This is a genomic window from Rheinheimera texasensis, from assembly GCF_964031785.1.
In the GTDB taxonomy this organism is placed as follows: Bacteria; Pseudomonadota; Gammaproteobacteria; order Enterobacterales; family Alteromonadaceae; genus Pararheinheimera; species Pararheinheimera texasensis_A.
This window is the reverse complement of sequence record NZ_CAXIRE010000016.1, coordinates 64,614-89,862: the sequence shown is the minus strand read 5'-3', so window position 1 is coordinate 89,862 and position 25,249 is coordinate 64,614. Positions and strand designations below refer to the sequence as shown.

At 52.7% G+C, this 25,249-nt stretch carries 28 protein-coding genes and 1 pseudogene; 15 read left to right on the top strand and 14 right to left on the bottom strand.

Annotated elements, in window-relative coordinates; translation table 11 throughout:
- Positions 1–13: 13 nt before the first annotated feature.
- From ABNT34_RS06400 to ABNT34_RS06385, 4 genes are all read right to left on the bottom strand, one after another.
- Entirely contained in the window at positions 14–1,372 is a 1,359-nt protein-coding gene (locus tag ABNT34_RS06400; protein ID WP_348729848.1) for a dicarboxylate/amino acid:cation symporter, read from the bottom strand.
- Between the two features lie 629 nt (positions 1,373–2,001).
- Entirely contained in the window at positions 2,002–3,036 is a 1,035-nt protein-coding gene (locus ABNT34_RS06395; RefSeq protein ID WP_348729846.1) for a hypothetical protein, read from the bottom strand.
- Positions 3,033–3,902, bottom strand: a complete 870-nt coding sequence (locus ABNT34_RS06390) for a hypothetical protein (RefSeq protein ID WP_348729844.1) — start codon at positions 3,900–3,902, stop codon at positions 3,033–3,035. The genes ABNT34_RS06395 and ABNT34_RS06390 overlap by 4 nt, the downstream gene beginning before the upstream one ends.
- The gene (locus tag ABNT34_RS06385; RefSeq protein WP_348729842.1) at positions 3,899–4,384 is read right to left on the bottom strand and encodes a DUF6152 family protein; all 486 of its coding nucleotides are present in this window, start codon (positions 4,382–4,384) and stop codon (positions 3,899–3,901) included. Before ABNT34_RS06385 ends, ABNT34_RS06390 begins: the two co-directional genes overlap by 4 nt.
- A 445-nt stretch (positions 4,385–4,829) precedes the next feature.
- Between ABNT34_RS06385 and ABNT34_RS06380 the strand changes: the two genes are divergently transcribed.
- The 3 genes from ABNT34_RS06380 (at position 4,830) to ABNT34_RS06370 (ending at position 6,754) form a co-directional block, all read left to right on the top strand.
- Complete coding sequence (locus tag ABNT34_RS06380; RefSeq protein ID WP_348729840.1) at positions 4,830–5,354, top strand: heme-binding protein; 525 nt, start codon at positions 4,830–4,832, stop codon at positions 5,352–5,354.
- A gap of 280 nt (positions 5,355–5,634) precedes the next feature.
- On the top strand, positions 5,635–6,240 hold the full coding sequence (locus ABNT34_RS06375; protein WP_348729838.1) for a tyrosine-type recombinase/integrase: 606 nt from the start codon (positions 5,635–5,637) through the stop codon (positions 6,238–6,240).
- A gap of 10 nt (positions 6,241–6,250) precedes the next feature.
- Complete coding sequence (locus tag ABNT34_RS06370) at positions 6,251–6,754, top strand: hypothetical protein (RefSeq protein WP_348729836.1); 504 nt, start codon at positions 6,251–6,253, stop codon at positions 6,752–6,754.
- A gap of 233 nt (positions 6,755–6,987) precedes the next feature.
- Here ABNT34_RS06370 and ABNT34_RS06365 read toward each other — a convergent pair.
- The 3 genes and pseudogenes from ABNT34_RS06365 to ABNT34_RS06355 all read right to left on the bottom strand — a co-directional run.
- Positions 6,988–7,620, bottom strand: a pseudogene (locus ABNT34_RS06365) (IS5 family transposase); the annotation flags it as partial.
- A 181-nt stretch (positions 7,621–7,801) separates the two neighbouring features.
- The gene (locus ABNT34_RS06360) at positions 7,802–9,010 is read right to left on the bottom strand and encodes a HAMP domain-containing methyl-accepting chemotaxis protein (RefSeq protein ID WP_348729834.1); all 1,209 of its coding nucleotides are present in this window, start codon (positions 9,008–9,010) and stop codon (positions 7,802–7,804) included.
- 13 nt (positions 9,011–9,023) lie between these two features.
- Complete coding sequence (locus tag ABNT34_RS06355) at positions 9,024–9,761, bottom strand: DUF4158 domain-containing protein (protein WP_348729832.1); 738 nt, start codon at positions 9,759–9,761, stop codon at positions 9,024–9,026.
- Between the two features lie 520 nt (positions 9,762–10,281).
- On the opposite strand from ABNT34_RS06355, the gene cadR reads away from it, so the two are divergent.
- The 8 genes from cadR to ABNT34_RS06315 all read left to right on the top strand — a co-directional run bounded on the left by cadR (position 10,282) and on the right by ABNT34_RS06315 (position 18,850).
- Positions 10,282–10,701, top strand: coding sequence for a Cd(II)/Pb(II)-responsive transcriptional regulator (cadR, locus tag ABNT34_RS06350; protein WP_348729830.1), 420 nt, complete (start codon positions 10,282–10,284; stop codon positions 10,699–10,701).
- A 176-nt stretch (positions 10,702–10,877) separates the two neighbouring features.
- On the top strand, positions 10,878–11,654 hold the full coding sequence (locus tag ABNT34_RS06345; RefSeq protein WP_348729828.1) for a cation transporter: 777 nt from the start codon (positions 10,878–10,880) through the stop codon (positions 11,652–11,654).
- 47 nt (positions 11,655–11,701) lie between these two features.
- A complete protein-coding gene (locus ABNT34_RS06340) occupies positions 11,702–12,016 on the top strand; it encodes a hypothetical protein (protein WP_233080762.1) in 315 nt (104 codons plus the stop codon).
- 51 nt (positions 12,017–12,067) lie between these two features.
- Complete coding sequence (locus ABNT34_RS06335; RefSeq protein WP_147904819.1) at positions 12,068–13,345, top strand: TolC family protein; 1,278 nt, start codon at positions 12,068–12,070, stop codon at positions 13,343–13,345.
- Between the two features lie 4 nt (positions 13,346–13,349).
- Positions 13,350–14,594: an efflux RND transporter periplasmic adaptor subunit gene (locus ABNT34_RS06330; RefSeq protein WP_288739434.1), complete on the top strand. Its 1,245-nt coding sequence runs from the start codon at positions 13,350–13,352 to the stop codon at positions 14,592–14,594.
- Between the two features lie 9 nt (positions 14,595–14,603).
- Positions 14,604–17,720 carry a CusA/CzcA family heavy metal efflux RND transporter gene (locus ABNT34_RS06325; RefSeq protein WP_147904817.1) on the top strand — a complete coding sequence of 1,039 codons (3,117 nt, stop codon included), beginning with the start codon at positions 14,604–14,606 and terminating at the stop codon, positions 17,718–17,720.
- 47 nt (positions 17,721–17,767) lie between these two features.
- On the top strand, positions 17,768–18,121 hold the full coding sequence (locus ABNT34_RS06320) for a copper resistance protein CopC (RefSeq protein ID WP_348729824.1): 354 nt from the start codon (positions 17,768–17,770) through the stop codon (positions 18,119–18,121).
- 114 nt (positions 18,122–18,235) lie between these two features.
- The gene (locus tag ABNT34_RS06315; RefSeq protein WP_000904941.1) at positions 18,236–18,850 is read left to right on the top strand and encodes a recombinase family protein; all 615 of its coding nucleotides are present in this window, start codon (positions 18,236–18,238) and stop codon (positions 18,848–18,850) included.
- Positions 18,851–18,902: 52 nt separating this feature from the next.
- Here the strand turns inward: ABNT34_RS06315 and merE are convergent, their stop codons facing one another.
- Genes merE through merT form a run of 6 tightly spaced genes read right to left on the bottom strand, consistent with a single transcriptional unit; the run spans position 18,903 to position 22,050 of the window.
- The gene (merE, locus tag ABNT34_RS06310) at positions 18,903–19,139 is read right to left on the bottom strand and encodes a broad-spectrum mercury transporter MerE (protein WP_001087809.1); all 237 of its coding nucleotides are present in this window, start codon (positions 19,137–19,139) and stop codon (positions 18,903–18,905) included.
- Positions 19,136–19,501 carry a mercury resistance co-regulator MerD gene (merD, locus tag ABNT34_RS06305; protein ID WP_348729821.1) on the bottom strand — a complete coding sequence of 122 codons (366 nt, stop codon included), beginning with the start codon at positions 19,499–19,501 and terminating at the stop codon, positions 19,136–19,138. Before merD ends, merE begins: the two co-directional genes overlap by 4 nt.
- Before the next feature lie 16 nt (positions 19,502–19,517).
- Positions 19,518–21,164: a mercury(II) reductase gene (gene merA / locus ABNT34_RS06300; protein ID WP_000136268.1), complete on the bottom strand. Its 1,647-nt coding sequence runs from the start codon at positions 21,162–21,164 to the stop codon at positions 19,518–19,520.
- On the bottom strand, positions 21,161–21,406 hold the full coding sequence (gene merF, locus ABNT34_RS06295) for a mercury resistance system transport protein MerF (protein ID WP_000654684.1): 246 nt from the start codon (positions 21,404–21,406) through the stop codon (positions 21,161–21,163). The genes merA and merF overlap by 4 nt, the downstream gene beginning before the upstream one ends.
- Before the next feature lie 2 nt (positions 21,407–21,408).
- Complete coding sequence (gene merP / locus ABNT34_RS06290; protein WP_000735441.1) at positions 21,409–21,684, bottom strand: mercury resistance system periplasmic binding protein MerP; 276 nt, start codon at positions 21,682–21,684, stop codon at positions 21,409–21,411.
- Positions 21,685–21,699: 15 nt separating this feature from the next.
- Entirely contained in the window at positions 21,700–22,050 is a 351-nt protein-coding gene (gene merT, locus ABNT34_RS06285) for a mercuric ion transporter MerT (protein WP_001294667.1), read from the bottom strand.
- 71 nt (positions 22,051–22,121) lie between these two features.
- Here merT and merR point away from each other — a divergent pair, with 71 nt between their 5' ends.
- From merR to ABNT34_RS06265, 4 genes are all read left to right on the top strand, one after another.
- Positions 22,122–22,556: an Hg(II)-responsive transcriptional regulator gene (gene merR, locus ABNT34_RS06280; RefSeq protein WP_000429838.1), complete on the top strand. Its 435-nt coding sequence runs from the start codon at positions 22,122–22,124 to the stop codon at positions 22,554–22,556.
- A 227-nt stretch (positions 22,557–22,783) separates the two neighbouring features.
- Positions 22,784–23,374 carry a recombinase family protein gene (locus ABNT34_RS06275; RefSeq protein WP_296297451.1) on the top strand — a complete coding sequence of 197 codons (591 nt, stop codon included), beginning with the start codon at positions 22,784–22,786 and terminating at the stop codon, positions 23,372–23,374.
- A gap of 4 nt (positions 23,375–23,378) precedes the next feature.
- The gene (locus ABNT34_RS06270; RefSeq protein WP_348729815.1) at positions 23,379–24,038 is read left to right on the top strand and encodes a hypothetical protein; all 660 of its coding nucleotides are present in this window, start codon (positions 23,379–23,381) and stop codon (positions 24,036–24,038) included.
- Positions 24,025–24,300: a hypothetical protein gene (locus tag ABNT34_RS06265; protein ID WP_323755151.1), complete on the top strand. Its 276-nt coding sequence runs from the start codon at positions 24,025–24,027 to the stop codon at positions 24,298–24,300. Before ABNT34_RS06270 ends, ABNT34_RS06265 begins: the two co-directional genes overlap by 14 nt.
- A 562-nt stretch (positions 24,301–24,862) precedes the next feature.
- On the opposite strand, the gene ABNT34_RS06260 is transcribed toward ABNT34_RS06265, so the two are convergent.
- Positions 24,863–25,234, bottom strand: coding sequence for a hypothetical protein (locus ABNT34_RS06260; protein WP_348729812.1), 372 nt, complete (start codon positions 25,232–25,234; stop codon positions 24,863–24,865).
- Positions 25,235–25,249: the final 15 nt, after the last annotated feature.

Here is a 25,249-nt window from a genome sequence, read left to right as displayed (position 1 = left end):
CTCCGGTTATATATCACTTACCAAGTCGTGTCGTAGGGATAGCACAAAGATCCTGACCTTGTGCCAAGGCGGCTGCAAATGCGGCGTCGCCGTCAGTGGTGGCAAAAACAGGTGCTGTTTGCGGACTGAGTTGCTGCTTGGTTGTCACTGTGCGGTCAGTTGACTCAATCAGGCCTTCTGACTCAGCCACCACCAAGGCCACCGCCATATCACCGCTGACATTAGTCGTGGTGCGGATCATATCGACAATCCGGTCCACCGCGGCAATAAAGGCGATGCCTTCGAGCGGTAAACCGACCACAGTTAAAGTCACCGTCAGCATCACCAGTGCGGTGCCGGGCACGCCGGCCGTGCCGAGTGACGCCACAGTCGCGGTACCGGCGATCAACAGATAATCCAGTGCGTCGAGGTCAATACCATACAGTTTGGCAATAAAAATTGCTGCGATGGCAGGATAGATACCGCCACAACCATCCATGTTGATGGTCGATCCCAGCGGCAACACAAAGCTGGCGTAAGAGCGCGACACTTTGAGTTTTTCCGTGACCACTTTATAGGTCACCGGCAAAGTGCCGTAACTGCTGGCGGTCGAAAACGCCACCAGCTGCGCCGGCAGAATGGCGCGGAAATAGTCACGCAGGGACATGCGGCTGCCCAGTTTGACCAAAGCGCCATAGATGCCAAAGATATGCAGCAAACAGCCGACATAGACCGCAACGATAAAGCTGCCAAGCGGCAATAATACAGCGAGGCCATACTGGCCGACAGTCGCAGCGATGAGGCCAAACACGCCAACAGGGGTGAATTTTAGCACCAGCTGCGTCAGTGCAAACATCAGGCTGCTACCTGCCGTGACAAACTGACGGATGGGCGCCACAGCCTCACCGGCGTTATTCAGCGCCAGACCGGTCAAAATCGCCAGCACAATAATTTGCAGTACATTGCCGCCAACAAAAGGAGCGAGGAAGTTTGACGGTACCAAATCAACCAGTACCTGGCTAAAAGGCGGGATGACTTTTTCCGCAAGCACGGTTTTACTCAGCGCCGGATTGGCCTCAAAACCAGCCAGTGTGCCGACCAACAAACCCAAGGCGCTGGCAAGCAGGGCGGTGAATAAAAACAATCCCACTGTTTTTGCCGCAAGCCGGCCGAGTTGTTGCTGGCCTTGCAGCGATAAAATGCCGCTGACCAGCGCAAAGAAAATCAGCGGTGCGACCAACAGCTTAATGGCGTTTAAAAAGATGCTGCCAAGAGGTTTAAATAACTGCGCCTGCTCGGCCAGCACAGAACCGGCCAGCGCCCCCAACAGCAACGCCAGCAACACCTGCAGAGACAAATTCTGTTGAATCGATTGAAATATTTGACGTGCCATGTGAGTTTCCTGCCAAAAGTCAGGCTGCCGATTATAGGCACATCAGGACAGGTAACAATTCAGCTTTGGACTTAGATATAGCCAAATCAGAGGTAGGTAGTACGCAGATTTCCCGAAAATATGATATTCCATAAATGAATAGATGATCATGTTGATGTTATTTAATGGAATATATAAAGTAACTCCATCGACTGAAGTTTGCCCTTCAGCCGTGATGTCAAACCCGAGATGGAAATCGTAGTCGTCAGGTTCAGGATGAACCCTCCCAATGACGCATTCCTCGTCCTGTTGTGAATTTGTCTGTTTTGATTCGGCCCTGATGTTTATCAGGGCCTTTTTTTATTCGTAGCATTCAGAATAGGGCGGCATACTGCAAACAGAAGTATTTGAAACCCAGAGCAATTTCCTGTCGATGCCGTAGTCTGCTTTCTTGGTTTTTATCCATAAAAAAACGCCGCAGTATGTTACAACTGCGGCGTTTGTTATTGGGCTCTCAGGATATATACCCAAAATCATTGAAGATTCGGGTAGGTGGCAACTGAGCGGATCCCTAGGAGCATAGTTTCCTATGTGACCAGGGTGAGTGAAGGCAGCCAACACCGCCGAATCTTCAAGGATGACGGGGATAGCTACTTCGGATTGGCTGCACCAATCACAGCGCCACCGCCAAAACCGCCGTTGTTTTCGGCACAGATTTGTTCCAGCGGTTCCAATATCAGTTCAGACCCGGCGTGATTCGCTACGCCCAGCTGATTATTCCAGCCGTCTTCACGGAAGTTTTCCACCCGCCGGGCTGGAATTTCCAGCGTCCAGGGCCGGCTGAATACAGTCGGGTCTTCATAGGTTGCCTGATACAGGTAACGCTGATTGCCGTTTTCGAAAATAAACTTCTCGGTGACCACAGTTTCAGTGCCGGAGAACTCACCGGTGCGGCCAAAACGCGATTTGGAGTTATTGTTTTTCACCACGACATGCAGCGTATTGCCTTCCCAGTGCCCACGCGAGTCGCCATTCCATAAACGGATCTTCGGGTCCAGATGCGGTTTGTCATCGAGATGGATTAACCGTGAACCCGAATCAAATAAAAACAGCACATAACCCGGGAACTGACGGATCTCATAACCATGCCACATAAAGGATTTGGATGGGCCACCCGGTGCACAGCGTGCCAGCGGTTCGACATATTCTGGTTTGACCGGATCAGCAAAGTTGGCGCGGTATTCCTGTTGCAGCTCGCGGGCCCATGGCAGAAATGGCACCTGGCCATCGGCCGGGTCTATCACCCGGCTGGGGGCTCTTTCGCTGCGGGGTTGGTTGTCACTGCGCGAGCGTTCACCCGGCACGCCACCTTGTGGATCTGTCAGGTTAGTGTGGTTGGCAATGGTGTTGGACCATTGGCCCTGCACATCCGGCTGGCCGTCGCTAAGCCGCGGCCCGGTCCATTCGCCGGACGCCACTTTATACACGGTTTTTTCCCGGTCGAATTTTGGTAATTCGCTGCGCTGCGCCTGGTGCTGCTGATATTGTTGCCAGCGCGCCGCGTCGACGCCCGCTGGGGCCGGCGCTATTTCTTGCTGTGGCGCTTGCTTAACTTCTTGTGCCACTGCTTGCAGCGACAAAGCCAGCGTTAGTGCGGATAAGGTGAATAGCTGAAGGCGTTTCATTGCAGGTCTCCTTTGCTGGTTGGGGCTGCTGCCGGTTCAGTCTCGGTTGTGTTGCCAGCTGCCGGGGCGCGTTCTGCCGGGTAGGGGTAGTACTGGCCGTAATCGAGGGTGTAGCGATAGTCCTCTACCAATTGGAAGCCAGGTTCGCGATGGCGGTGCAGGTAGACAGTCAGCGACCAGGGCCGGCTATAGACGTTGATGTCGGACAGCGTGGCTTTGTATTCAATGGTGTTGGCATCCAGCAAGCGCCAGCGTTCTTCCACCTGTAACGCGTCGCTATGAAAATTACCGCTGCTGTCGAGCCAGGTTTCATCGTTAAAATGCTTCACACTGACCACCAGCGTATCGCCATCCCAGCGCGCGCGCGAATCGCCGAGCCACCAGTCATTGGGTTCGAGCGGGTGGTCGGTATTGTTGGTGTGAATAGTGCGTACCGAGTGGCCAAACTGCGGCAACAGGGTGAAATCGCGCTCCCGCTGCAGGATTTGAAAAGGCGCCGGGTAATAAATACCGCGTGGCACACCGAGGGTAAAACCTTTGCGCGCCGGGTCGGCCGTAAAGCGGTTGGCAAAATTCTGCGCGCGTTGTTCAAGCGCCTCAGGCAAATAAGGAATAGCACCGCCTTCGACGACTCCAGGCCCTGGTGGTGCGTCGGCTCTGTGATGATGCGGTTCCAAGTCAGCATCAGCGGCGCTGGTGGTTTGCCAGATGCCGGAAAAATCTGGTTTGCCGTTACTGAGGCGTGGAATATCAGCTGAAGGCTGCTGCAAAGCGAAAGTGGCGCCGACACTGACGGCCGCACCCAACAGCAGACCACCGAGCAACCAGCCGAAGCGGCTGATGGTGGTTTGTTGCGGTTGACTCATGACCGGCCTCCCTGCTCAGCATTAGTTTTTGCCGTGGTGGGCGCTGCCGGTGTGGCCGGACGGGTCGGTGCATCTTGTGCGCCGCCGGTCTGGAATACCCGGCCATCCGGTAATTCGATACTGGTGGAATAGCCAAAATTCTGGCCGTCTTTAGCCAGATAACCTTTGACTTTGACCAGGGTGCCGACCGGCAGTGTCGCTTTGGTCAGGCCTTTTTGCTTGAGCGCAAAAGGCGAGCCGAATTCAAAGCCCCAGTTGGTGATTTTGCCGTCTTTGTCTTTCACATCCAGATAGACCCAGCTGTGTGGGTTGACCCATTTGCCTTTGGTGACAGTTCCGCTTAATTCAAAGGGCTTCTGCGCATCAAATTCGGCGGAAAACGCGTGATGGGCATCACTTCTGGCACTGTGCAGTCCGATGACCACTAGCAGCAATACAGAAGCCAGTTTAAAGACCCGGCGATCCTGATTGATCTCACTCATGTCGACACTCCTTGCAGTTTTTATATATCGTTTTAAACGTTAAATACTGGGTTAACTAAGTTAAACGGAATAAAGCAACAACTGCGCCAGTGCGGGTAACTGTAAATTTATATCGGTGAATAATATTTAATAACTAATAAAAACAGATAGATATGTTCAGTTTCAGCGGGGCGGACCAGATGGGCTGAGCTGAAAACCTTGCCTGTTGCCACGGAGCGCGTCGGCCGAGGTTGCAAAAACAGCATGACTGTTGAAATTGCTACAGCAGATTGTTGTTACAGCAGCAGAGACTGCCGGATGGCTGTTTGGTGAGGGGGGACGTCATCACGTAGTACCCCGCCACGCCCGTATTCTGACTGGGGCAAGCCAGCTAAGCGGTACCGGCATAGCTTTTGCTGAAGCAAGGCCGCCGGCACTCTGGCCGGCGCTTAAAAGGAATCATCTGATGCAAAGCTTTGGTTTTTCTCTGCGCCCGCTGGCGCTTGTTGTGGCCGGTCTGTTGCTCGTCCCTGTGACACAGGCCCAACAAGCCGCGACAACACCGCCAGTGCGCCAACCGGCAGCCCCTGGGCCCGCCACAGATTTGGTGTTAGAAGCGGCACAAATTGCTATCAACGCCTGTAAAGCCGATGGTGGTCAGCGCATTGCAGTTAGTGTGGTCGACAGTAAAGGTGTGCTGAAGCTGTTATTAGCCGCCGATGGTGCCTCGCCACGCGGTGTCAGCTCCAGCACCGCCAAAGCCATTACTGCACTGAAGTATCAGCAGGCGACCCAGCAACTGCATCAGGATAAAAACCTGGCCGCCGAAATCGCCAAAGACAGCAACCTGAATGCCAGACCAGGCGGCGTGTTGCTGCAGGCGAACGGCGAAATCATCGGTGCGCTCGGCATTGGCGGCGGCAAAACCGACCATGCCTGCGCAGAAGCTGGCGTTGCTGCTATTCAGGGCCGGCTGAAAAAAGTGGGGTAGTCGCATTGATCAGTAAGACAGCCAGCGCAAGCTGGCTGATCCGCGACAATTCTAAAGTTTGCGAATATCAACGCTGCGTTTAGGTTTGGGTCGAAGGTGACTTTGTGCCAATTGCTGACATTGCAGTTTTTCACAACGAACGTCCGCTTTCGGATGCAGAGCGGAATTCACTGAAAAAGCCTTCCTCATTTTGTGTGTTTTTTGAGCTTTATTTTCGAGAGCTTTGCATCTATACCAAGTGACTTCACCCTGTGGTTTCTCAAAAAATCGGGAGGTCATCATGGAAAAACGTGTTGCATGGAATAAGGGCCGGATCATCGGTCAGAAGGCTCCATTGAAGCAGCAAGAGATCTGGGCTATTCGAACCAGGCTTGAAATTGCAAAGAACACTCGTGAATTGGCGTTACTGAATTTAGCGATAGATTCCAAGTTACGCGGCTGCGATTTGGTATCGCTCAAAGTGTCTGATGTGATGCGATCAGGGGAGGTCTTGGCCAGAACCAGTATTGTGCAGCACAAGACTGGCACACCAGTCCAGTTCGAGCTCACACCTCAGACACGTAAAACCGTCAAAGCCTGGGTCGAATCGAAGACGTTGAAGTTCGATGATTTTCTATTTCCATCGAGAAAACACAGTATTCCTCACATGACGACTCGTGCTTATGATCGAATAGTCCATAAATGGGTCGAATCGATCGGATTAGATTCAAGTCTCTATGGTACGCATTCCTTGCGAAGAACCAAAGTATCCATCCTCTACAAACGCGATAAAAACATCCGAGCAATTCAGCTGTTGCTTGGTCACAAGAAAATCGAAAGTACGGTCCGGTACTTGGGAATTGACGTTCAGGATGCTCTTGAGGCATCAGAAAACTTAGATATCTGAGGTGATGGCAATGAAACAAACCGAAAAAAAGGAAATTTTGAATTTTATCCAAGCGACACTGGCAGATGGCCACCCGAAGACTGGCACTCAATTAATGGAGTTGTTTGCGGAGCATGCTGGATTACAAGAGTACAATCGTAAAAATCTAAAGCAGGTTTTTCATCGGGTGAGTTTGAGTCTGGCTGATGAAGGCGAGATAGTTGTCACCCGGCAACTTGGCACAGCGCCGTTGCTATTTTCAATCCCTACAGATAATGCCCAGCAGGACCAGCAATCTGCGCCAGAAAGCCCACCATTAACGACTGAACCGAATGCCATCATCACTCAAAAGCTAGAGCAGCTCATTGACCAAGAGGCCATGCTAGCTGGCAGAGAAAATGGCCTGCAAATTTTATTAGAGTTATCGCCTCAGAAGGAAAGCTATATTCGTGAAGAATTGAGGAAGCTACGTTACGAGCGTTTGGCACTTCAATCTTGTAGGCAAGTGCTTAGTGAATTTGGCTTCAGCAATTAGGTAAATTGACAGGTAATTAACGCGGCAAAATTGAATTATTTTGCCGCTTTCAAAAATAATTTAGAACAATCTGGATCTATGCTTTGCCTTATTTGCAGACGTTCGTTTTTTCGTGATCCCAGAGTATTAACTCTTATCAGGTGGCCAAATTCAGTGTGCAACTAAAGACAGGACAAGCACTATAATTTGAAGCGGTGGAGTAAGGCATTCAGTTCTTCAGCCAATCGAGCTAATTCACCGTGCAGCAGTTTTTCGACCTGGCTGATATCCGCCACGTTGGCTGCCGTGCCGACCACGCTGTGTACCAGCCCCGACTCATCATCCACGCCGATGTGCGCCTTCATGCCGAAGTAGTACTGGTTGCCCTTCTTGGTCTGGTGCATCTCCGGGTCGCGCTTGCCGTCCTGTTCTTGGTCGAACTGGGCGCGTGGATCAGCGTGGCATCGACGATAGTGCCCTGGCGCAGCGACAGGCCGCGATCCCCCAGGTAGCCATTGATTACGCCGAGGATGCCGGCTGCCAGCTCATGTTTCTCCAGCAAGCGACGGAAGTTGAGGATGGTGGTTTCGTCAGGAATGCGCTCCAGGCTCAACCCGGCGAACTGGCGCAGGATGGTACGTCTCGTACAGCGCTTCCTCCATTGCCGGATCACTGTAGCCAAACCAGTTCTGCATCAGGTGAATACGCAGCATGGCCAGCAGAGGATAGGCGGGCCGACCACCTTCGCCCTTGGGGTAATGCGGCTCGATCAAGGCAATCAGTCCTTTCCACGGCACCACCTGATCCATCTCGATCAGGAACAGCTCTTTACGGGTCTGTTTGCGCTTGCCGGCGTACTCGGCGTCGGCGAAGGTCATCTGCTTCATGGAAGAACTCGGGGGGCGGGATTACCGGCGTATTTCACCAGATCCGGGAAGTCTTTTTCAGACCTTCCCTAAGGCTATTCTGATAGCCCTGACTTCCTGAAAAGCCATGGCTAAAATTTGTGCGGCTAAAAGGGATAACCGATAGTAAAATAAGTTATCCCTGTCGAGATACTGAAAAGCGTTATCCTCGTTTTTCCCAAAACTGTTTTGCCAGTTCGCTCAGAGCGCTAGTTAACTGAGCGACAGATTTCGCACTTTGCAAATTATTTTGCCCGGTCTGTACATTGGTATCAGCAGCATCGCGTATATTGTTAATACTGCGGTTGATGTCTTCACTTACTGCTCCCTGCTGCTCGACCGCAGTCGCTATTTGCGCGTTCATGTCGGTAATTTCGTTAACACGTTGGCCAATTCCATCAAGAGCTGTAGCTGCTTCCTCTGCGTGAGCTACACTCGTGTGCGCTTGCCGACTACTTTGCTCCATGACTGTAACAGCGGATTGCGCTCGCTCTTGTAGAGCGCTGATCATGCTTTGAATATACGTTGTCGATTGCTGTGTGCGAGCAGCAAGACTGCGAACCTCATCGGCGACAACAGCAAAACCACGCCCCTGCTCACCAGCACGCGCGGCCTCAATTGCTGCGTTGAGTGCCAACAAATTCGTTTGCTCGGCGATCCCTCGTATAACGTCAAGAACTTTTGATATCTCGTTACTTTGACCTTCAAGCTCATGAATAACCTGAGCGGCTTGCCTAATTTCACCTTCAAGGGCAGTGATTGACTGGCTTGTGTGGGCTACCAGACGCTGGCCAGATGCCGTCTCAGTGTCTGCTCTTCCGGCCGCATCTGCAGCATGCTGTGCATTGCTCGCAACCTCTTGAATGCTTGCCGCCATTTGGTTTACTGCCGTTGCTATTTGATCTGTCTCTGCCTGCTGCTCAACTGTAAGTACATTGCTTGACTCAATATCCTTTAGTAGGCCTCGGGTGTGTTCGCTAAGCCGATTTGATGCATCACCTATGCGACCAATTACGGCGCCTGTTTCAGCTTGCATCATTCGTAAAGCAAACTCTATTTGGCCAAACTCATCGGTGCGCCCAGTGTAGAGGGATTGACTTAATGGGTTATTGGAAATATTCCTGGCTCTTTCAACCAGTCTTCCAAGAGGAGAGAGAATAGCCAAAACACTAACAGAGCTTAAGCTTCCTGACATTAAAGTAGCTAACAATAAGCTGCTTATTGATGTATCAGTAAGCATGCCGGCAGCTATTGCGCTTGATATAATACTACCCCATATGAGCAAGAGTACTTTCACGGAAAAGCTAACAGCCCATTTCGGCCTCGCGGCCTTCCCGCTTCTCAATTGAGCATATAATTTTTCCGCAGCCAAAACCTGCTCAGGTTCAGGTTTGTGACTGAAAATATTGCCTCCTGACGACTTCTTGTTTTAGCTCTTTATAGCTAAAGTTTTTAGGCTCCTTTTTCAGACTGGTGATCCGATACATCCTCTCGTCTGCATTTAAGAGTGCATCCAGTTGGTCAATGACCATAGGCGAAGCATTTTGGTTGAGTAGCGACAATACTCGGCTACGTTCTCGGTTGACCGCGCGACCGACGAAATCCTGTAATGACGTATACAGCGGTGCCACAATTCGGTGGGTGGTCATGTAATGCAGCAGCTCTCGTAAGATGAAAACCGGCTGTGTTGACAGCATCGCAATACGCTGCGCTTTGCTCTCTAGCTCCGATCTGACCTCTTTGTCACAAATGCGATAATTCAGTAACTCCAGAATGGTTCTCTGGTGGGAAATCCGAACAGGCCGTGACGGTAGTTTGATCGGATCATTGCGTCCACCAAAATAACGTTCAATCAGATACTGTAAGTCGCCTATAACCATCGGTTGATCAAAGTTGAAAAATTGCCGTTTCGCTTTGAAGTAACCCAATTCCAAAGCCAGATAGACACCGACAGAGAATGTTTTGGTTGCAATGACATTTAGTTCAGTCGTACTGAAATCGAAGAACAACTCTTGCTGTTCCTCCGTGAACCTGGGTAAACCAAATAAGTCGTCTACTTCTTGTTGTGAAAGGATAGCTAGGCGGTGTGAAGAGTTGGTCCCATCAGGCGAAGTTGTTGGCATGTACTACCTGCTCCAGTTAAAGCTGAATGTTTTTTAACCACTTTAACGCTTTAATTTTCCAAGATAAAGGAGCATTCCTATGACTCATCAATGGAGTTCTAAAAATTTGACGGAGCTGAGACCAGTACTTGGTACTTCTTATTTTTTCTCAACCGGCATTAAACTTTATCTAAGTTCTTCCGGAATAGTCATCGGCTTAAAGGCACTGACGTTCGAACGCCCCGTATTGCCAGATGGCAGGCGCTCAAAGATATGTCCAAAAGGTGTTTACAACAACCGATAGTTTTGCCCGGCCATTTCGCGCCAGTCTGCCGTGCGAAGGGCCTACCAGAGCATCTTCAAGTAACTCCACATGACAGCTGACCGAGAATATGGGCAAACTCCGTATATGCAAAACGTCTCTCATAGGCAAGCAAGACCTTTGGTTCCATCACTATCCCTGATCAATTAAAATGCAGTTTCAGCTGTCTGCATTATGATACATTACTGGTTAAAGTAACTTTAGAGTTGGTGAAAGGCAATGAAAATTGGTGAACTGGCGGCGCTGGCCGGATGTGAAACAGAAACCATCCGATTTTATGAAAAGCAAGGATTGTTAGCCGCTCCTGCAAGGACCGCCTCCGGATATCGGACCTATCAGCAGCGCCATCTCGAAGATTTGCAGTTTATCCGGCATTGCCGGGCCTTTGATATGAGTCTGTCGTTGGTCCGGCAACTCCTGAAGTTTCGTGAAGCTCCCAGCCAACCTTGTGGGCAGGTCAATACGCTGATCGATGAGCAATTGAGGCATTTAGACACGCAATTAACCCAACTTCATCAATTAAAAGCGGATTTGCAGGCGTTACGGACGCTCTGCCAGAATGACCATCAGGTCAAAGACTGTGAGATCCTGAAAAATCTGGTGCATCCATGTACCAGTGATTGTGTACAACATCGGTGAAAAAACTGTTGACCTTAAAGTGGCTTTATAGTTTTTAATAGAGATATCTTGTTCAAAGTGAGGCCACCATGTCAGATTGCCAATGTAAAGCTCAGGTGCAAGTCTCTGAAAATGCTCAGTTGCCTGAGTGTTCTGCATCAGATTTGCACCACAAAACCCGTTACCACATTCGCAAGATGGACTGTCCCTCAGAAGAAAATCTGATCCGGATGGCGCTTGGCGCGTTGCCACAGGTGCAGCAGTTGCAATTTTTCCTGCAAGACCGGCAGCTTGATGTGGTGCATCAAGGCAGTCCGGACGCCATCACCCAACGTCTGGAAACATTAAATTTAGGTGCTGTACTGCAAAGCTCAGCGCCGTTTCAGGCCGACCCAACTGCGTCAGCTGATAACAGCAAAGCTGATGCTGACGAACGTAAGCTATTACTGCGATTATTGACGATTAATGCCGTGATGTTCGTCACAGAACTTATTGTCGGAGTCTGGGCACAATCCACCGGCCTTATTGCCGACTCGTTAGATATGCTGGCCGATGCCGCCGTCTACAGCGTTGCCTTGTTGGCTGTTGGCCTTAGTGCCACCAAAAAAGTCAGGGCTGCCCATCTTTCAGGTTGGTTGCAGGCGTTGCTTGCAGCCGGTGTGTTGTTCGAAGTAGCACGACGGTTTTGGGCTGGCACTGAACCCATGTCGACGCTGATGATTGTGATGGCGAGTGTGGCACTTATAGCAAACACTTTATGCCTTTATCTCATCTCACAGTCACGCAGTGACGGTGCACACATGAAAGCGACCAAAATATTTTCGACCAATGATGTTCTGGCGAACCTCGGGGTGATTGTTGCCGGTGGCCTAGTCGCCTGGACGGGATCGGGCTATCCGGATTTAGTGATTGGCTGTATCATTGGGATAATTGTCCTTGATGGTGCAAGACGTATATTAGCGCTACGCACTTAACATAAAGGATTGTTGTGTCTAAATATTCCCGATGGATATTGTGGTTTATGTTTACGATTATGCTTAATCATGCTTTTGTAGCCTGTGACAGCATTGTCGTACATTTACCGACAGAACATCATAATCTGATTTCTTTCGGGGATAATGCTGCGCACCAACACAATGAACATCAAACATCTCACGCCAATGAGGCCGTCAATGATGTTGACGACCCACATGAGCCCCATGTGCATGTGATGTGTTTTGTCGCTTATATGACAAGCGCAGCGGCAGAGTCCGTTGTTCAGACCATAGTTCCGTTTTCCCGTGCTGAAGCCTTCAGCATGACGTACGCTCCTGCTGTGCCCCCGCCAAATGCCTGAGATCATCGTTTTTAGTTAACAACGTGATTTTACATTTGACGGAGAATTTCTATGTCCCGCCCTTATTGCAAAGGCGCTGTTGCCTTGGCATTGCTGTGTGTCGCATCTTTTTCGGTGACGGCGCAAGAGCTTGCGATCACTACAGCGTTAGAAAGAACTTTAACGAGCAGTCCACAACTGCAACTTTATCCTTATCAGCTTCGGATTGATGAAGCTAAAACCCTACAAGCTGGTCTTAAACCAAACCCTGAGCTTGGTGTTTCTGTGGAGAACGTCCTTGGAAATGGCAGCCTCAGCGGCGTTAAAAGCGCAGAGCTTACGCTGACACTGAGTCAGCTCATTGAACTTGGCGACAAGCGTCAGCGCCGTCTGGAGAGCGCAAGTGCAGGGAAAGCACTGACACAGGCCCAATACGAACTCGACCGGGTGGATGTTCTGGCCAAAACCATGACCGACTATCTGGATGTGTTGGAATTGCAGACGGTGCGCAGCTGGACCGCTGAACGCCTGGTGATGGAGCAAAACGCACTGCAGGTCGCGACAGAGCGGTCACGGGCAGGACTAGTCACTGACGCGGATGTATTGCGGCTGAAAAGTCGGGTGCTCAAAAGCCAGATGGATTTAAAAGCGCTCAAAGCCGAACTGCAGGTTGCAGTACGCCAGTTAGCCGCCAATTGGTCCAATGAACCGGATTTCGATACGGTGCAGGGGCAGTTGGCGGTGTTGCCGATGCTGCCATCGCTCAATGAGATGCTGGCAGCGCTTGATAGCTCGCCACAACTTGGGTTCTATCTGACACAGGAGCGTTTGGCGGGCACGCTGCAAAACCTGGCGATCGCCAATGGCCAAACCGACCTTACAGTCGGGGCTGGGGTGCGCCGTAACGAGCAGCTGAATGAGAATGCGTTTGTGCTCAGTGTCAGCATGCCTCTGGCACTTTCAAACCCCAATGCCGGTGAGATTGAAGCAGCGAGGGTGACTTCAGAGCGTTCAGCGCATCAGTTAAAGCTCAGTCGTCAGCAATTGCAGCTCTCTACGGGCCGGTTATATCAGCAATTAACCCTGCTTTCAGAGCAAATCCATGATCAGCAACAGGCCATTCTTCCGGCGGCGGAGTCGGTCGTGCAAAGCACACTTAAAGGGTATGAGACCGGCATCTTTGATATGACGGATTTGCTCTCTGCCCATGAAGATTTGCTAAGCGCCAAACGCAACATGATTGACGCTCAGGCCCAGTTTCACCGTCAGTTAGTCGAACTCGAACGTCTGGTGGGAATGCCTTTAGTGGTCAACGGACCTGCTGCATTACCATCCCGCATGAAGGAATAACAATATGATGAATTACATCCGTTTTATATCAACGGCTTTACTGCTAACGGCATTCACAGGGTTTTGTGGCCCGTTACAAGCCAGCGAAGAGCATGACCATGCTGACGAACACGCACAAACCGAAGAGAGAAAAGGCCCCAATGGCGGGCATTTACTGGAAAAAGGCTCGCTGACACTGGAAGTTGTGCTCAGTGAAAACGGCGGCAAACCAGAGTTTCGTTTATTTGCATCTGATAATGGAGAGCCTCTGGCCCCCGGGACTTATCAGGCCGGACTGACACTGGAGCGTCTGGGAGGTCGTCGGGATGTGCTGACTTTGCGCCCACGTGGTGACATGCTGGTCAGTCAGGAGCCGGTCGCAGAGCCGCATTCATTTGAAGTGGAAGTTGCACTCAGTGCCAAAGGTCAAAATCATACCTGGCACTTTGAGTCCTACGAGGGACGCACCGAACTTGAAGCGGATGTGGCAAAAGAGTCCGGTTTAATCAGCGAGCCTGTGACTTCAGGTCGTATTCGCACTCAGGCGCATTTGTTTGGTGTGGTATCGGTGATCCCAGAGCAGCAAAGCAGGCTCAGTGCGGTCTATCCGGGCGTCGTGCAAAGTGTGGCGGTGCGGATTGGCGACAAGGTCAAAGCGGGTCAGGTTGTGGCCACGGTACAAAACGCAGCGACATTAAAAAATTACAGCATTAAGGCGTTGTCGGACGGTGAAGTTACTAACCGGTTTGTGAATCCCGGAGAAAAGGTATCGGACCAGGCGTTAGTGGAGATCAGTGATTTATCCACCGTGTATGTCGAAATGTCGGCCTTTCCGGGGGATACCGCCAAAATGGCGCGGGGCAATCCGGTGGTCGTGCGTGATGTTCATGGCGAAGAGCAAACGTCCAGCCAGATTGAATATATTGCGCCACAAATGACCGGTGGCCATATCGCCAGAGCCCGTGCCGTTGTGCGTAATGACAACGGGTACTGGCGTCCGGGTATGCACGTGAAAGCCGATGTGGAAGTGGCCTCGGTGGAAGCGCGCCAAATCGTGAAGAAATCAGCCCTGCAGGAATTTAACGGTGAGACCGTTGTGTTCATCCGGGTAGGCGATATTTATGAAGTGCGAATGCCGGAATTTGGTGCCAGTGACGATAGCTTTATCGAGGTGTTGTCAGGTCTGGAAGAACACGTTGAGGTGGTCACCCAGAATAGTTTTTTAATCAAAGCCGACATCCTGAAGTCTGGCGCCAGCCATGAACACTAGGAGCCAGCCATGATCCAGAATATATTGCGACTATCGCTCAGTCGCCCGTGGATGATGATGGTCTTCGGACTGCTGATCCTCGGCGTGGGCGTCTGGCAGACATTACGACTGCCGGTTGATGCGGTTCCCGACATTACCAATGTGCAGATCCAAATCAATACGGCTGCGCCTGGTTATTCCCCGCTTGAATCTGAGCAGCGCATCACCTATCCGGTCGAAACCGCGATGGCGGGTCTGCCACAGCTGGAGTACACCCGCTCATTATCCCGCTATGGTTTGTCTCAGGTGACCGTCGTCTTTGAAGAAGGCACCGATATTTATTGGGCCAGACAGCAAGTGGCAGAGCGGTTACAGATGGCCCGTCAGGATATTCCACCAGGCATTGAGCCGGAAATGGGGCCTATTGTCTCGGGGCTTGGCGAGATTTTTTCCTATACCGTCAAAGCCACCGGCGAGGCACTGAACGCAGATGGCAAGCCTTATACCGCTGAAGATCTGCGGACCATTCAGGATTGGGTGATCAAACCCCAGTTGCTGAAAGTCAAAGGCGTGACGGAAATCAATACCATTGGTGGTTTTGTCCGCGAATATCAGGTTGCCCCTGATCTGGTCAAATTGCTGGCGTTTAAGCTGACGCTGGATGATCTTGCCGATGCCTTAGAGCGCAACAATGCCAATATCGGTGCAGGCTACATTGAACGCAATGGGGAACAATGGTTGATCCGCTCACCAGGTCAGCTGAAGTCAATTACCGAGATTGAAGAGCTGGTCGTGACAAAACGCGATGATGCCCCGGTCCGGGTCAAAGACGTCGCGCAGGTGGCTATCGGCAAACAGCTTCGCACCGGCGCAGCGACGCAGGACGGACAGGAAGTGGTCCTTGGCACTGTGATGATGTTGCTTGGCCAAAACAGCCGAACCGTGTCACAGGATGTTGCCCTGAAGCTTGCAGATATTAATCAGCGGTTACCCAAAGGCGTGCAAACGGAAATCAGCTACAACCGGGAAGTGTTGGTTGATAAAACCATTGATACAGTGAAACGAAATCTGTTTGAAGGCGCGGTGCTGGTGATTGTCGTGCTGTTTCTATTTTTGGGTAACATCCGCGCCGCCATTATCACGGCCCTGGTGATCCCGTTGAGTATGCTGTTTGCTATCTCCGGCATGGCAGCCAATAAAATGAGCGGCAATCTGATGAGCCTTGGCGCGATTGACTTTGGCCTGATTGTCGATGGTGCGGTGATCGTGGTTGAAAACTGTCTGCGCCGCTTAGGCATGGCTCAGCACCATCATGGCCGGTTGCTGACGCTGTCTGAACGGCTGGAGATTGTCTATCACGCCACAAAAGAGGTGATCACGCCTGCAATGTTTGGTGTCTTTATCATCATGCTGGTATATCTGCCGATTTTTGCGCTCAGTGGGGTCGAGGGCAAAATGTTCGAGCCGATGGCTTTCACGGTGATTGCTGCATTATTGGGCGCCATGATCCTGGCCCTGACCTTTGTGCCAGCGGCCATTGGGTTGTTTGTCAGTGGTCCTATCTCTGAGAAAGAAAACCGTCTGATGGCATCAGTCCGTCGCACGTACCATCCGATGCTGAAATTTGCCCTTGGCCAACCTTTGCTTGTCGCTATTGCTGCCCTGTTGTTAGTCGGCAGCTCTGTGTGGCAGGCATCCAGAATGGGCAGCGAGTTTTTACCTCAGCTCGATGAAGGGGATATTGCGATGCATGCCATGCGTATTCCCGGCACCGGCCTTGCCCAATCCGTTCAGATGCAATTGGCGCTGGAAGCTAAAATTGCACAGGTGCCTGAAGTGGAACGGGTCTTCTCAAAAATTGGCACTCCGGAGATAGCAACCGACCCGATGCCACCGAATGTCGCAGATACCTTCATCATGCTCAAAGAGCGCAGCCAGTGGCCAGAGCCTTCGGATACGAAAGCAGATGTAGAGCGGCGTATTAGGGCTATCGTGGAAAAAGTCCCCGGCAACAATTACGAGTTCACGCAGCCGATCGAGATGCGCTTTAACGAGTTGATTGCGGGTGTCAGAGCGGATGTAGCTATTCGGATTTACGGTGATGATCTGGATGCACTGAATGCCGTCGGCGCGAAAGTAGCTGCTGTGTTGGCTGACGTGCCGGGAGCTGTGGATACCCGGATGGAGCAAGCCGACGGGCTACCAATGATTTCGATTGAGCCGGAGCGCGACCACCTGGCATTGGTGGGGATGGATGTCGCGATGATGCAGCAGGTGATCCAAACTGCCATTGGCGGTCGGGAACTGGGCTTGATGTATGAAGGCGACAGGCGCTTTAAGTTATTGATGCGCTTACCGGAGTCACTGCGGGAAGATCCATCGGCACTGGCGCAAATCCCCGTGGCCTTGCCGGTCGATGATTCAGCAGAGCTGCGTTATGTACCACTCGGTGAAATTGCCCGCATCAATGAAATTGTGGGTCCCAACCAAATCAACCGGGAAAGTGGCAAACGTAATGTGGTGGTCACCGCCAACGTTGATGGCCGGGATATCAGCAGTTTTATCCAGGATGTGCAAAAGGTGATGGCCGATGTTGCCCTGCCTGATGGCTATTGGGTGGATTATGGCGGCACCTTCAAGCAACTGCAGTCTGCATCGGAACGACTATCCATTGTTGTGCCGTTGACGCTGCTGTTGATATTCGCCTTGCTCTATAGCGCGTTAAATTCCTGGCGGGATTCATTGGTGGTGTTCAGTGGTGTGCCACTGGCACTGACCGGTGGTGTTTTTGCCTTAGTGCTGCGTGACATGCCGATGTCTATTTCTGCGGCTGTTGGCTTTATTGCGCTATCAGGGATCGCTGTGCTGAACGGCATCGTGCTGGTGAGCTTTGTTAAGCAATTGCAGGAAGAAGGTCAGCGATGGCGTCAGGCGATTGAAAATGGCGCTTTATCCCGTTTAAGACCGGTACTGATGACGGCGTTGGTGGCAAGTCTTGGTTTTGTGCCCATGGCATTTAACACCGGGACCGGCGCGGAAATTCAGCGGCCACTGGCAACAGTGGTGATTGGCGGCATTATTTCGTCAACCTTGCTAACCCTGGTGGTATTGCCCGCGTTGTGCCGGCTTATCCGGTCAAACAAATAACCTAATGAACGCAGCGAAAGCTGCGTTTTATCCTCAAAGGAGGATGTATGCGTCTTATCAAACTGCTGTTGATAGTTACCACGGCTTTAGTGTTGTGGCCAAACATGGCCGAAGCGCACCCCATCACCCGGAAAGTCTCTCCTGCTGATGGCGACGTGTTTCCAACATGCCCAGATACGTTCTATGTCCGATTCACGCAAAAGCATAAGCTCAAGCAGTTCATGCTCTCTGATGCGAAAGGGACACTTATTGACGTCGGGTTTCAGCCAAGGACCACTACGAATTGGGAGCATCGTGTTCAGCTGCCTTGTTTACCGGCAGGCCAATATACGATTAGTTATATGGTAAAGGGGCGGGATTTACACGAGATAACCAATACAGTTGGCTTCACTGTGAAATGACGTTGTTTAAGAGCCCTCGATACATTATTACAAACCGGGGGCTCTACTGTTGAACCCTTCAAGCTAACCAAGTAACAAGTCCAATCAAACGAACGTATATGTGACAGGTACGACATGCTGATAGGCTACATGCGGGTATCGAAGGCGGACGGCTCCCAGGCTACCGATTTGCAGCGCGACGCGCTGATTGCCGCCGGGGTCGATCCAGTACATCTTTACGAGGACCAGGCATCCGGCATGCGCGAGGATCGGCCCGGCTTGACGAGCTGCCTGAAGGCGTTGCGAACTGGCGACACACTGGTCGTGTGGAAACTGGATCGGCTCGGACGCGACCTGCGACATCTCATCAACACCGTGCACGACCTGACTGGGCGCGGCATCGGCTTGAAGGTATTAACCGGGCACGGCGCGGCCATCGACACCACGACCGCCGCCGGCAAGCTGGTCTTTGGCATCTTCGCCGCCCTGGCCGAGTTCGAGCGCGAGTTGATCGCGGAGCGCACGATTGCCGGCCTAGCCTCGGCCCGCGCGCGCGGGCGGAAAGGCGGCCGGCCGTTCAAGATGACCGCCGCCAAGCTGCGGCTGGCGATGGCGGCAATGGGTCAGCCAGAGACCAAGGTCGGCGACCTGTGCCAGGAACTTGGCGTCACGCGGCAGACCCTGTATCGGCATGTTTCACCCAAGGGTGAGCTACGTCCAGATGGCGAGAAGCTACTCAGCCGAATTTGATGCCGGCATGAGGCAACGTTGCGACAGCGTGGTTTGTCTCAATGGGAAGCGCTCATGATCGATCTTTGAAGGCCCGCAGCAGTCGTGTCACAGACAGGACGAACAAACCGGTCAGCGTGAGGGCTGCGATACCCCAGTACTCTCCGATGAACGCGCCGGCCGTCGTGCCGGCCAGCACAATGGCGAGAATCGGCAAATGGCAGGGACAGGTGAGCACGGCCAGCGCGCCCCACAGGTAGCCGGTGATCGGTTTGTGCGTCTCGGACGGCAAGCGCTCGGGGCTGTTCATGGCAGACTCTCCGCGTGCTGTGCCGGCTCGGTCGGCATGGTGGCCAACTGCACCTCCAGATCGGCCAACGCTTCGCGCCGACGCTCGACGAACTGGCGCAGAACGGCAAGCTGCGCGGCCGCTTCATCGCCGTCCGCAGAATCCAGCGCCCGGCACAGCCGCGCCAGCGCGTCCAGGCCGATGCCCGCCTCGAAGGCCGCCCGCACGAAGCACAGCCGTTGCAAGGCGGCATCATCGAACAGGCCATAGCCGCCCGGGGTGCACGCCACCGGACGCAGCAATCCGCGCAGCAGGTAGTCGTGCACGATATGCACGCTCACCCCGGCATCAAGGGCCAGCCGGGACACGGTGTAGGCGCTCATTGAAAACCTCCTTTTTTTATCCAGCGCAGCAGGAAAGCTGCTTCACGTCCTTGTTGAAGGTCTGCGCCGCAAGCTTCAACCCCTCGACCATTGTCAGGTAGGGGAACAACTGGTCGGCCAGTTCCTGCACCGTCATGCGGTTGCGGATGGCGAGCACCGCCGTCTGGATCAGTTCGCCCGCTTCCGGGGCCACCGCCTGCACGCCGATGAGCCGTCCGCTACCTTCCTCGATGACCAGCTTGATGAAGCCGCGTGTGTCGAAGTTGGCAAGCGCTCGCGGAACGTTGTCGAGTGTCAGCGTGCGACTGTCGGTCTCGATGCCATCGTGGTGCGCTTCCGCCTCGCTGTAGCCCACGGTGGCGACTTGCGGGTCGGTGAACACCACTGCCGGCATCGCGGTCAGATTGAGGGCTGCGTCGCCGCCGGTCATGTTGATCGCGGCACGGGTGCCGGCGGCCGCTGCCACGTAGACGAACTGCGGCTGGTCGGTGCAGTCGCCGGCCGCGTAGATGTTCGGGTTGCTCGTGCGCATGCCTTGGTCGATAACGATGGCCCCTTGCGCATTGACAGTGACCCCCGCCGCGTCCAGCGCGAGGCTGCGCGTATTCGGTGCCCGACCGGTGGCAACCAGCAACTTGTCAGCGCGCAATTCACCGTGTCCGGTGGTCAGCACGAATTCGCCGTTCACATGGGCGACCTGGCTGGCTTGCGTGTGCTCCAGCACCTCGATGCCCTCGGCGCGGAAAGCGGCTGTCACGGCCTCGCCGATGGCCGGGTCTTCCCGGAAGAACAAGGTGCTGCGTGCCAGGATCGTGACCTGGCTGCCGAGCCGGGCAAAGGCTTGCGCCAGTTCCAACGCCACCACCGACGAACCGATCACGGCCAGGCGTGCGGGAATGGTGTCGCTGACAAGCGCTTCGGTGGAAGTCCAGTAGGGTGACTCTTTCAGGCCCGGAATCGGCGGCACGGCCGGACTGGCACCGGTGGCGACCAGGCAGCGGTCGAACGTTACCTCGCGCTCGCCACCCTCGTTCAAACGGACGACCAGGCTCTGGTCGTCCTTGAAACGCGCTTCACCGTGCAAAACGGTGATGGCTGGATTGCCGTCCAGGATGCCTTCGTATTTGGCGTGCCGCAGTTCATCGACACGGGCCTGCTGCTGGGCCAGCAGTTTGCTGCGGTCAATCGCAGGCACAGTTGCCGCAATACCGCCGTCGAACGGACTTTCCCGGCGCAGATGGGCAATATGGGCAGCGCGGATCATGATCTTGGACGGCACACAGCCGATATTGACGCAGGTGCCGCCGATGGTGCCGCGTTCGATCAGCGTGACCGTCGCGCCTTGCTCGACGGCCTTCAGCGCCGCCGCCATCGCGGCCCCGCCGCTGCCAATGATGGCGATATGCAAACCGGCGCCCTCAAGTGCATCACGGATTTTTGGTTCATCTTTGAAATCACCAACCCGGATCGAGCCTTGATAACCCAATGCGGCGATGGCGGCCAGCAGTTGGTTGTGGCTCACGGCGGTGTCTGCCATGACTTGCGCGCGGCTTTCTGGATAGGACACCACAGCGGCATTCACGCCGGGAATCTTTTCCAAAGCATCTTTGACATGGGTGGCGCAGGATGTGCAGGTCATGCCATTCACGGTGATTTCGGTCATTTTTTTACTCCATTGAATTTCGGGGTGCAGCAGGCATCGGCTTGGCGTTTTCGTTGGATGGCGTAGATGGTCAAGCCGATGAAAATCGCCAGCGCAGGCAGCAGCACATAGTCCAGATAGCCGGTCAGCGCGGACAAGCCGACCACACCGAGCAAAATGACCAGAACAGGGGTGAAGCAACACAGCGCCACGAGGGTTGTGCCAATGATGCTGACCCGCAGCAGTGTCTTCGGGTCTTTCATGATCAGTTCTTGACTGATGATGGGTAGCCCGCATCCTCGGTAGCCTTGGTCAGTTTCTGCACGCTGGTCTTGGCATCATCGAAGGTGACCACCGCTTCGCGCGTCTCGAAGGTCACGTCAACTTTACTGACGCCATCGACCTTGGAAATCGCCTTCTTGACAGTGATCGGACAGGCCGAGCAGGTCATGCCCGGTACGGACAGCGTAACGGTCTGGGTGGCGGCCCACACGGGGGCAACAACGGCAGCGAGGGCAAGGGCGGAAAGCAGCTTTTTCATGGTGAACTCCTGTGATCAATAGAAAAATGGCACGACGTAGGGAAATCCGAGCGCGACCAAAACCAGCACGGCCACGCCCCAGAAAATGAGCTTGTAAGTAGCTCGCACTTGGGGAATCGCGCAAACCTCACCCGGTTTGCAGGCGGCTGACGGCCGGTAGATGCGCCGCCAGGCGAAGAACAACGCCACCAGCGCCACGCCGATAAAGATGGGGCGATAGGGTTCCAACACCGTCAAGTTGCCGATCCAAGCGCCGCTGAACCCCAAGGCGATCAGAACCAGCGGCCCGAGGCAGCAAGCCGAGGCGAGGATGGCGGCCAGCCCGCCAGTGAAGAGCGCGCCGCGCCCGTTTTGAGGTTCAGACATACGTTTGTCCTTTCGAATCTGAATTGGATAGCTTAAGCTTACTTCCGTAGTTATGTACGGAGTCAAGCGATATGGAAAACAATTTGGAGAACCTGACCATTGGCGTTTTCGCCAGGACGGCCGGGGTCAATGTGGAGACCATCCGGTTCTATCAGCGCAAGGGCTTGCTCCCGGAACCGGACAAGCCTTACGGCAGCATTCGCCGCTATGGCGAGACGGATGTAACGCGGGTGCGCTTCGTGAAATCAGCCCAGCGGTTGGGCTTCAGCCTGGATGAGATCGCCGAGCTGCTGCGGCTGGAGGATGGAACCCATTGCGAGGAAGCCAGCAGCCTGGCCGAGCACAAGCTCAAGGACGTGCGCGAGAGGATGGCTGACCTGGCGCGCATGGAGGCCGTGCTGTCTGATTTGGTGTGCGCCTGCCATGCGCGGAAGGGGAACGTTTCCTGCCCGCTGATTGCGTCACTGCAAGGGAAGAAAGAACCGCGCAGTGCGGACGCGGTGTAGCCCGAGGGAACTACGCCTTAGCGTGCTTTATTTTCCGTTTTCTGAGGCGACTCCAACGTCAGAAAAGACCGTGCGGTCGACTTTTGATATTTCGTGCTGTCGCCTTCTGAAAGTGACAGTAACTCTGAACAAAATGCGCCAAAAACCGTCCAGATAACTGGTTGATGAAATCAGCGTTCAGAACCATACTCTTTCACTCCATTAAATGAACGATTCAGGGTTATTTGATGATTTTTGGGTACTGTCGGATCAGCACCAAAGGGCAAAGTTTTGACCTGCAGGAAGACGCACTTAAAAACGCCGGTTGTGAACGTGTTTTTAAAGATGTCGCTTCCGGCGCCAAAACTAAAAGACCAGGCCTTGATGATTTGCTTGGCCAGCTCAGAGCTGGCGACATCATAGTAGTATATAAACTGGACCGGCTCGGACGGTCGTTGCAGCATTTGGTTCATCTAATGAACCAGCTGACCGAACAGCAAATTGGGCTTCGTAGCCTAAACGACCCAGTGGACACCACCACACCACAAGGCCGCCTTATCACGAATGTGTTTGCCTCCATTGCAGAATTTGAACGGGACTTAATCAGGGAGCGTACGAAAGCTGGCTTGGCTTCGGCTCGGGCACGAGGACGTAATGGCGGACGTCCACCTGGACTTAGCAAAGAAGCCCAAAATGTGGCCATTGCGGCTGAAGCGTTGTATAAGCAAGGTAGCCTCAGCGCACAGCAAATTGCGGCACAACTGAGTATTTCCAAGACCACTCTTTATAAGTACTTGCGACTTCAAGGTGTTGGTATTGGCAGTGTTGGATTCAGGTGATGCCATGAACTCAGCGAAGCGCGGCATTGCACAGGAAGTTTTGATTGATCTCTACCATCGATTGGAAGGCTTACCGCCGCGCAGTGCTCAACGACGTGACATCATTGCACAGGCCACAGCCCTCTGCGGCATTTCAGAAAGTTCCTTGTACCGACACTTACGCAATTTGTACCAGCCCAAATCCATCCGCCGCAGTGATGCGGGTAAACCCAGAGCTATTCCTCAGGCTGAACTGGAACAGTATTGTGAAATCATTGCAGCGCTGAAAATTCGCACGATGAATAAAAATGGCCGTCATCTTTCAACGGCCAATGCGATTGCGCTGCTGGAACGCACAGGTGTCGGCTCGGATTATGGGTTCATTAATGATGAAGAGCGAATTGTTAGCAACGACACAGACACCAACTGGCTGATAGGTAAGAAGAACAGACACAAAGGTTCTTTGCATTCAGATATTTGGGTGGGCAGTGCGGCAGAGCTGGCGAGTCGGGGTGTTTTAGCTGTTTATCCTTCTCTTGGTTGGTGGAAAACAAGGCCTGCACTTGAAAGGTACGGTCAGCGGGTAAGGTACTCTCTGATTATTTCTATTCATGCGCCTGATGTAGATGTGGATTTATACACGCCAATTGCGAACATGATTGGTGTGCCAGTTGTTATCGAATAAGCCTTCGGCAAAGTTCCTGCCGCTGCTGATCAATGTCAGGATGCAATGCAGTTCGGCAACTCGGTGGGTATTGTTCGGTGGTCTGATAGTGTTCGGCGCTGTATTTGCAGTCAATTATTCCCAGCACAGCTACCTGATTATCAGCCTCGCCGGACGTGACGGAGTCTCACTGGATGTTGGCTTTTATTACATGGCCAATGCCATGGGCCGTCTTTTCGGCACCGTGCTATCTGGCTGGGTTTATCAAGCCGATGGCTTTTAAGTGTGACTTTGAGTATCGAGTGCATTTTTGCTGCTTACGGTGACCGTCAGCGAGTCTATGAAACGATTGTCGTGGGAGATCTGTTCAGCACAGCAATTGAACAAGTTGCCTGATGTTACGTGCTCTGTTTTTGCAAAAAAACCACTGTAACATAATAAAAGTTTTTTCATTCGGCTACAGTCTGTTGTGACAAAACCTTGGACTGGTGATCCCCATCCCTAAGGGGGGCGTGAAGGACTCTTTTCTAATGGCATAACACTCGTTGCCGGTTTTTTGTTGACTAAGACGCCAAAAGCGACGAAAAACAGCTCAGAATCTACATTTGAAGTATTTTGTGTTGTTTATGATTGGTCAATTCCGCTGTATGCAATTGTTTTATATTGGTTTGAATATTTTCAGCCATGTCATTATGTGCTGATTACCTTTCTAGTCCCCGAAGATTTAGATTGTAAAAATTTTAATTAAAAAAGCCCTGAATATTCAGGGCTTTTTAATTAAAACAACACATTACTCTAAGCCGCTATGACCCGAGGATGCCGCTGTTTTGTTGGTATCAATACCGCTATTTTTTCACGCAGTCCGAGCTCATGATCAGGTGATGGTCTGTCATCATCTGCCCCATCATGTCGCTCATCAGCTGATGGTGTTGTTGGATCCATTCTTCATGTTGTTGCATTGACATTCCGGGCTGTGGTTTCATCTTCTCCATTTTATCCATGTTGCTGCGCATCATCTGCATGTGCTCAGCCACCAGTTTTTGCCGTTCGGCACCTGCCGCAGCTTCTGCCTGTTTTAACTTTTGTTTGGCTTGCTGCAGCTTTCTGATCATTTGTAACTGAAATTCATCCGGACCAGCCAGGGCTAACAAGGGGGTACCGCTGAGGCCGCAGACTACAACAACGGTCAACAGCTGACGCATCACTGATATTTTCATCACAAAACTCCTGAG